Below are 7525 nucleotides of genomic sequence, written 5' to 3'. Positions count from 1 at the left end.
TCCCCTGCCAGCGCGTCGAGTGCGCGCACAACAAGGATCTGCTCTGTTCCGCGGAATCGGTGACGATCGGCTCCGGCGCCGACACCGCCGACTGCCTGACCTACTCCCCGGCCTAGGGGACCACGGACGTAGACGGTCAGCGGCGTGGACGGTCAGCTCGCCCGGGCCACGTACTGACCCATCTCCCGGACCACGTCCCCGAGGCTCTGCGCACGGGTCATGAACGGCAGGTGCACCACGTCGGCGTCGCGCCCGAGTGCGGTGAGCAGGTGGAGGCCGTCCGGGTCGACGCCCAGGACGAACGGCGGATGAGCCGGGTCGCCCGACCCGGCCAGGATCGCCAGGTGTTCCCCGAAGCGCGCCCGGATCTCGTCTGCGAGACCGGGCGCCTCGGCGGCCAACGGGTCCGAGGGAACCGAATCCAGGTCGCGCGCGTGGACCGTCCCCTGGTGCCCGAGCCGACGCACCTGAAGTTCGTCGAGGTCGATCTCGATCTCGACGACCCACCCCTCACCCTGTCGTGCGGACCGCGCGATGCCGAACCCGTACAGGCTGGCCACGTGCACCTTCGCCTCCACGATGGGGGCGAACTCGTCGATCATCACGACCACCTCGACCGACGCCCCCGGCTCCACGATCAGGCCGGACCACGGCGCGGGAGCCCCGGTGACCACGATGGACCCGCCACCGACCCAGCGGTGCTGCGCGGAGACCATGACATCCGAGCGGTTCCGGGTCCCCCGGACGGCGACCGTGGCGACACCTGACCCGTCCAGAAGACGTCGGGCGCCGTGCGCGACCGGATCCGACGCGGGCGGCTGGGCGATCGGGGGCTCGATCTCGTTCTCGGCGGGATTCGGTGCCATCGTTCACCCTCCACGGGTCGCCTGCTGAGGGGCGAGGTCTCGACGGCGAGGTTTAGGTGACCCTCGCCTAAGTTAGGTATCCCTAAAGTGCCTGAGCGGACCGGGCGCTGTCAAGTGGACGCCCTAGACTGGTGGCGTGACCGACACCACAACCGACGCCACCACCGGCGAGAGCCCCGCCCTCGCCCCCGCCGAGATGCCGCGGCGCGTGCACGCCTTCCGGGACGACGCGCTCGGGTACGACGACGCCTCGGCCCTCGCGGACCGTGTCCGCAGGCGGGAGGTCTCGCCCACGGAGCTGGTCGAGGCCGCCATCGATCGGTGCACAGCCGTGGACCCCGTACTGGGGGCCCTGGTGCACACCGACTACGACCGCGCTCGTCACCGGGCATCGTGGGTCCGCGAGTCTCATCTCTCGGCCCCCCTCGCCGGCGTTCCGTCCGCGTTCAAGGACGCGGTCCGGGTGGAGGGCCTGCCCATGACGCTCGGGTCCTCGGCGGTGCCCACCCGTCCGGCCCTCCACGACGGCCCCTACGCACCCCTGTTCCGCGCGACCGGGCTCATCCCGCTGGGAACGACCGCGATGCCACCCTTCGGCTGGACCGCCGCCACCGAACGGCAGGGGGGTCTCGTCACCCGCAATCCGTGGGACACCGCCCGCACCAGCGGGGGGTCCTCGGGAGGATCCGCCGCACTCGTGGCCGCCGGCGCGCTGCCGATCGCCCACGCCAACGACGGTGGAGGCTCTATCCGGATCCCCGCGGCGGTGACCGGGCTCGTCGGGTTCAAACCCAGTCGCGGCAGGCACCCGGACGAGGAGTTCTCGGCGACCATGCCGATTCCGATCATCTCCCAGTCCGTGGTCTCCCGGTCCGTGCGCGACACGGTGACCTTCCTGACCGCCTTCGAGGCCGGGCACCGTCCGGTCGGGGTCCCGCCGTTGGGCGCGGTCTCGCCGGCCCCCACCCGGCGGTTGCGCATCGGTCTGGTCGAACACAGTCCCGCGGGCGATCCCACCGATGCCGCCACACTGGCGGTGCTGCGAAAAGCCGCCGACCGGCTGGAGGCGCTGGGCCACGAGGTCGTGCCGACGCCCGCGCCGGTCCCGTCCTCGTTCCGCGAGGACTTCATCGCCTATTGGGGCCTGCTCGCGCTGGCCACGTCCTCCGGTGGGAGGGGCATGTTCGGCCCTGAGTTCGCAGCGGATCGCCTGGACCCGTTCACGATCGGCCTCGCCGGGATGGCCAAGAGGTCCCTGCCCTCGCTTCCCCTGCACCTGTATCGCCTCTATCGGGCCAGGCGACGGTTCGACTCGGCGTTCGGCGACCTCGATGTGTACCTCAACCCCGTGGTCAACCACGAGACCCCGGAGGTCGGTTATCTGGACGCGGACCTGCCGTATGAGTCCCACCTCGAGAGGGTCTCCGACTGGGTCACCTTCACCCCCCTCCAGAACATCGCGGGGTCGCCCGCAGTCTCCCTCCCGGCCGGTCGGGCTCCGGACGGCCTGCCCATCGGGGTGCACCTGTCGTCGAGGATCGGCCATGACCGCCTGGTGCTCGAACTCGCCTCGGAGTACGAGGAGGCCTACCCGTTCGACCGCATCTGGGAGTGAGGCTCACTCGTCCACGAGCTGGGCGACGCGCGGGCCGACCCGGCGCCGCAGCACCACCTCCGTGCGGGTCCGCAGGACGCCCGGCGTGGAGATGATGGCGCTGAACACCTCTTCGAGGTGCGCGTGATCGCGGGCCACCACCCGGCAGACCACGTCGAACTCCCCCGCCACACTCATCACCTCGAGCACCTCGCGCACCTCGGCCAGCCCGGAACACGTCGCCTCCAGCTCGGCCTGCGCCATCTGGATGTGGACCAACGCCGAGAGCGGGTACCCGAGCGCCGCCGGATCGAGGGTCGGCGCCCACGACGCGATCACGCCCCGGGCCTCGAGCTTGTCCAACCTGGCCTGTGCGGTCCCGCGCGCCACCCCGAGGCGGCGGGAGAACTCGCGCACCCCGACCCTGGGGTCCGCCAGGACGACTCTCAGGAGTCGTCGATCCGTGTGGTCCAGAGCCGAAGCTTCGCGGGGAGCCGATTCCATGTGTACATCATAAGGCGCGCGTCGTTGGACACAGTGCTCAACAGTCGCGCGGTCCCAGGCGCCGGAGTGCACACCGTGCTCGCCACAATGCTGACCACGTGACGCGCATCACGTGCGCGCCTAGCCTGGAGTCGTATCTCGATTCTCTCGAAGGCCAGGTGTGACCGATGACCTCTCTTCTCGGACCCACGAGCGGTACCCAGGACGATCCGCGTGACCCGCGGGCGGACGCCACCTCGTTCTCTCTCTCCGACCGCTACACGCGGGAAAGCGGCACGGTGTTCCTCACCGGTATCCAGGCACTGGTCCGCACGGTCCGCGACCGCGCGCGGTTGGACCGCCGACAGCACCTACTCACCGCCAGCCTCGTCAGCGGGTACGAGGGCTCCCCACTGGCCGGCTACGACCTCGAGCTGGCCCGGCGCGGGACGTTCCTGGACCCGTTCGACGTGGTCCATCGTCCCGCCCTCAACGAGGAGGCCGCCGCGACGGCCGTCATGGGGTCGCAACTCGCGCGACGCACGGGCACCCTGCGCGCGACCGCCAACACCGGCGGCGCGCCCCTGCAGGGCGTCGTCGGGTACTGGTACGGCAAGGCCCCCGGCCTGGACCGCGCCACGGACGCGATCCGACACGCCAACCTCATCGGTACCGACCCTCACGGAGGTGCGGTCGCCTTCGTCGGCGATGACCCCGGGGCCAAGTCCTCGACGGTGCCCTGCTCGTCGGAGCTCGCGCTCGCGGACCTCTACCTCCCCACGCTCTATCCCGCGGACTCCCAGGACGTGCTGGACTTCGGCGTCCACGCGGCGATCCTCTCCCGCGTCTCGGGCCTGTGGTCGGCCGTGAAGATCTCGTCGCACGTGGCGGACGCGTCGTCCACCGCGCTGGTGGACCCGGACCGGATCCTGCCCGACTACGGAGACCTGGGGACCAGCCCCCACGTGCCCTCGGGCCAGTTGCTCGGGTCCAGTCTGATGGAGTTGGAGCAGAACCAGCTCACCACCCGCATCCCCCGGGCGCTGGAGTACGCGCGGCTCAACGGACTCAACCGGATAGTCCAGTCGACCGCCGACGACAGGATCGGCATCGTCGCCGCCGGCAAGAGCTACCTGGACGTCCGCGAATCGCTGCGCAGGCTGGGCCTGGACGACGCCGAACTCGCCCGGCGCGGCATCCGGATCCTCAAGCTCGGCATGGTCTACCCGATGGAGCGCACGGTCCTGGACGAGTTCATGTCCGGCCTGGACGAGGTGATCGTGGTGGAGGAGAAGCGCGACTTCATCGAGACCATGATCCGCGAGATCCACTTCCGCCGCGCGGGCGTCGCGAATGTCGTGGGCAAGACCCACGAGGACGGCTCCACATTGTTCAGCCGGTTCGGCGAACTCGACGTCGACGCCGTGACCCGGGGTCTGGCACAGCGGCTCGGGCGCGTCCACGGGATCGAGTCGGCGCTCGCCTGGCTCGACGGCCCCGGCCGGGGTCGCTCGCGCATCGCCCTGCCCCTGGCCACCACCCGGACCCCCTACTTCTGCTCGGGTTGCCCGCACAACAGTTCCACCAAGGTGGCGGACGGGACGCTCGTGGGCGGCGGCATCGGCTGCCACGCAATGGTGCTGCTGATGGACGAAGAGCAGGTCGGCACGGTCACCGGGGTCACCCAGATGGGCGGCGAGGGGCTCCAGTGGACCGGTATGGCCCCGTTCCTGACCGAGAACCACCTGGTGCAGAACATCGGCGACGGCACGTTCATGCACTCCGGTTCGCTCGCGCTCCGCGCGGCTGTCGCCTCAGGCGACAACATCACCTACAAGCTGCTCCACAACGGCACGGTCGCGATGACGGGTGGCCAGGACCCGGTCGGCCAGATGACCCTGCCGGAGATCCTGCGACTCCTGCAGGCGGAGCGGGTCGCCAAGATCGTCGTCACCACCGATGACGTCAGGGCCACGAGATCCCAGGGGCTGCCCCGCGGCATCGAGGTCCGCGATCGTCGCGACACGCTCGAGGTCCAGAAGGAGCTCGCCGCGGTCCCCGGTGTGACCGTGTTGGTCCACGACCAGTTCTGCGCGGCCGAGAAGCGCCGCCACCGCAAGCGCGGCACCTACCCCACCCCGGCCGAGCGGGTGGTGATCAACGAACGCATCTGCGAGGGCTGCGGCGACTGCGGCAGGAAGTCCAACTGCCTGTCGGTCCATCCGGTGGAGACCGAGTTCGGCCGAAAGACCCGGATCGACCAATCCACCTGCAACTTCGACTTCTCGTGCCTGGAAGGCGACTGCCCCGCCTTCGTCACCGTGGTGCCGGGGACGCGGAGCGAGCGTGTGGCGACGGCGCCCGAGCTCGACGCGTCGGCCCTCCCGGAGCCGATGAGGGCCGAGGTCGACGCCGACCGGGGTTTCTCATTGCGCCTGACCGGTATCGGCGGGACGGGCATCGTCACCGTGTCCGCTGTCCTGGCGACCGCCGCCGTCCTCGACGGCAACGCCGCCCGCACCCTCGACATGACCGGACTGGCGCAGAAGGGCGGCGCGGTGGTCTCCGACGTCCGGGTGGCCCGGACCCCGATCGAGCAACCCCCGAAGATCGGCGCCGGTGACTGCGACCTCTACCTGTGCTGTGACGGCCTGGTGGGCGCGGACGACGCCAACCTCAAGGTCGCGCACCCCGACCGCACCACCGCGGTCGTCTCCACCACCCGGATCCCCACGGGCTCCATGGTGATCGACACCGCCGTGCACTACCCGTCCGGCACCGACATCCAGACCTCCATCGACCGGGCCTCGAGAAGAGGCGTCTACCTGAACCCGGGAGAGATCACGGAGAACCTCTTCGGCTCCACTCAGGCGTCCAACATGCTCATGGTGGGGGCGGCCTACCAGAGCGGGGCCCTGCCGATTTCCGCCCGGGCCATCGAGCAGGCCATCGAGCTCAACGGGGTCGCGGTGTCGGCGAACCTGCAGGCGTTCCGGCGTGGCCGACAGGCCGTCGCGGATCCGGGAGCCCTCGGCGCGCTGGTCGCCGATCTGCACCGCCCGGCGACCACCGCGACGCCGGACTTGCACGAGCCCTCCCCCACCGCGCGCCGCCTGGTCACCGGCCTGGGCCCGGAGGCCTCCGACGAGCTCCGGGCCGTCGTGGCCCTGCGCGTCGACGAACTGATCGGCTTCCAGAGCGAGGCCTACGCTGCCGACTACGTGCGCAGGGTCGAGGACCTGCGTGCGGCCGAGGCGCTATCCGGGACCGGCCGCGAGCGGCTCGCCCTCACGGTGGCCAGGAACCTGTACAAGCTCATGGCGTACAAGGACGAGTACGAGGTGGCCCGGCTGGCCGTCGACCCGGAGTTCGCGGCCCGTCTCACCGAGGAGTGGGGCGAGGGGGCCACGCCCAGGCTCAAGCTGCACCCGCCGGCGCTCCGCGCGATGGGGATGAAGCGGAAGATCGCGATCGGCCCGAAGGCCATGCCCGCCATGAGGGCACTGGCTCGGATGAAGCGCCTGCGCGGCACCCCGCTCGACGTGTTCGGCTACGCCCACGTCCGCAGGGTGGAGCGCGCGCTCCTGGCCGAGTACCGCGACGTGGTCAGGCGACTGACCACCGACCTGCAGCGCACGGGCCCCGGCGGCCGGGAGGCCATTTGGTACGACACCGCCGTCGAGCTGGCGGGCCTGCCCGACATGGTGCGCGGATACGAACACGTCAAGCTGGACAACGTGGAGCGCTACCGTGAGGAGCTCACGCGACTGCTCGGCTCGCTCAGGACCGCAGAGCCGCCGACGCCATCGCGGTGAGGACGCGCCGGAGTTCGGCCTCGGCCATGGACGGCAGCCGCGGACTGGAGTTGAGCAGTCCGAACACGGCGTGCACGTGAGCCCGCGCGTCCACGGCGGGCAGCTCCGGGCGCAGCCTCATGAGAGCGTCGACCCACATCTCGGCGTACTCGCGCTGCAGGCTACGCACCTCGTGCCGCGGCCCGGCGGGCAGTGCGCCGAGATCGCGGAACTGCACGCTGATGAGATCCGGTTCGGTCGCGACGAAGTCCACGTGGACCCCCAGGAGCGCGTCGACGACCTCGGCCGGGTCCCCGCCCTGCTCCACGGCGGCGCGCCCACCGTCACGCAGGCGGCGCGAGATGTCGAGGAGCATCTCGGCGAGCACGTCCTCCTTGGAGGAGAAGTACCGGTACATGCCCGGCCCCGAGATGCCCACCTCGGCACCGATATCGTCCAGGCGCACCGCGTGGAAGCCCCGCCGCGCCATGAGCCGGGCCGCCGCGACGAGGATCTCATCGCGGCGGCGAGCCTTGGCCTGTGCGCGCGGGGTCAGAGGCACGGCGTCCTGTTGGCCCATCTGCGACCTCGCCATCTCTGACATGGGTTCCGGCGGGCTCAGTGGAAGAAGTGCCGGGCGCCGGTGAAGTACATCGTCATCCCGGCCTTCTCGGCGGCCTCGATCACCTCGGCGTCCCGCACGGACCCGCCCGGCTGCACCACCGCGCGCACGCCCGCCTCGGCGAGCACCTCGAGCCCGTCGGCGAACGGGAAGAACGCGTCCGACG

The 7525-nt window shown here is 70.8% G+C and carries 5 protein-coding genes and 1 pseudogene; 2 read left to right on the top strand and 4 right to left on the bottom strand.

The genetic code is table 11. The annotated features are described in order from the left end of the window. Positions 1-152: 152 nt before the first annotated feature. Positions 153-866: a hypothetical protein gene (locus G6019_RS15025; protein ID WP_182613340.1), complete on the bottom strand. Its 714-nt coding sequence runs from the start codon at positions 864-866 to the stop codon at positions 153-155. Positions 867-1002: 136 nt separating this feature from the next. Between G6019_RS15025 and G6019_RS15020 the strand changes: the two genes are divergently transcribed. Next, positions 1003-2481: an amidase gene (locus tag G6019_RS15020; protein ID WP_309230289.1), complete on the top strand. Its 1479-nt coding sequence runs from the start codon at positions 1003-1005 to the stop codon at positions 2479-2481. A gap of 3 nt (positions 2482-2484) precedes the next feature. Here the strand turns inward: G6019_RS15020 and G6019_RS15015 are convergent, their stop codons facing one another. Beyond that, positions 2485-2964: an Lrp/AsnC family transcriptional regulator gene (locus G6019_RS15015; RefSeq protein ID WP_182613339.1), complete on the bottom strand. Its 480-nt coding sequence runs from the start codon at positions 2962-2964 to the stop codon at positions 2485-2487. Positions 2965-3131: 167 nt separating this feature from the next. On the opposite strand from G6019_RS15015, the gene G6019_RS15010 reads away from it, so the two are divergent. Beyond that, positions 3132-6758: an indolepyruvate ferredoxin oxidoreductase family protein gene (locus G6019_RS15010; RefSeq protein WP_182627922.1), complete on the top strand. Its 3627-nt coding sequence runs from the start codon at positions 3132-3134 to the stop codon at positions 6756-6758. Here the strand turns inward: G6019_RS15010 and G6019_RS15005 are convergent. Both G6019_RS15005 and purH read right to left on the bottom strand, forming a co-directional pair. After that, positions 6724-7317 carry a TetR/AcrR family transcriptional regulator gene (locus tag G6019_RS15005; protein ID WP_107756989.1) on the bottom strand — a complete coding sequence of 198 codons (594 nt, stop codon included), beginning with the start codon at positions 7315-7317 and terminating at the stop codon, positions 6724-6726. The genes G6019_RS15010 and G6019_RS15005 overlap by 35 nt on opposite strands. Before the next feature lie 38 nt (positions 7318-7355). After that, positions 7356-7525: pseudogene (purH, locus tag G6019_RS15000) on the bottom strand (bifunctional phosphoribosylaminoimidazolecarboxamide formyltransferase/IMP cyclohydrolase); the annotation flags it as partial.

This window comes from Dietzia sp. DQ12-76, from assembly GCF_014145045.1.
In the GTDB taxonomy this organism is placed as follows: Bacteria; Actinomycetota; Actinomycetes; order Mycobacteriales; family Mycobacteriaceae; genus Dietzia.
The sequence above is the reverse complement of the archived record's forward strand: the minus strand, read 5'-3'. Positions and strand labels throughout refer to the sequence as shown.

Bases quoted from the DNA above. Each gene is read 5' to 3' on its own strand.
- G6019_RS15010 (WP_182627922.1), top strand. From the start codon at position 3,132: ATGACCTCTCTTCTCGGACCCACGAGCGGTACCCAGGACGATCCGCGT.
- G6019_RS15015 (WP_182613339.1), bottom strand. From the start codon at position 2,964: ATGGAATCGGCTCCCCGCGAAGCTTCGGCTCTGGACCACACGGATCGA.
- G6019_RS15005 (WP_107756989.1), bottom strand. From the start codon at position 7,317: ATGGGCCAACAGGACGCCGTGCCTCTGACCCCGCGCGCACAGGCCAAG.
- G6019_RS15025 (WP_182613340.1), bottom strand. From the start codon at position 866: ATGGCACCGAATCCCGCCGAGAACGAGATCGAGCCCCCGATCGCCCAG.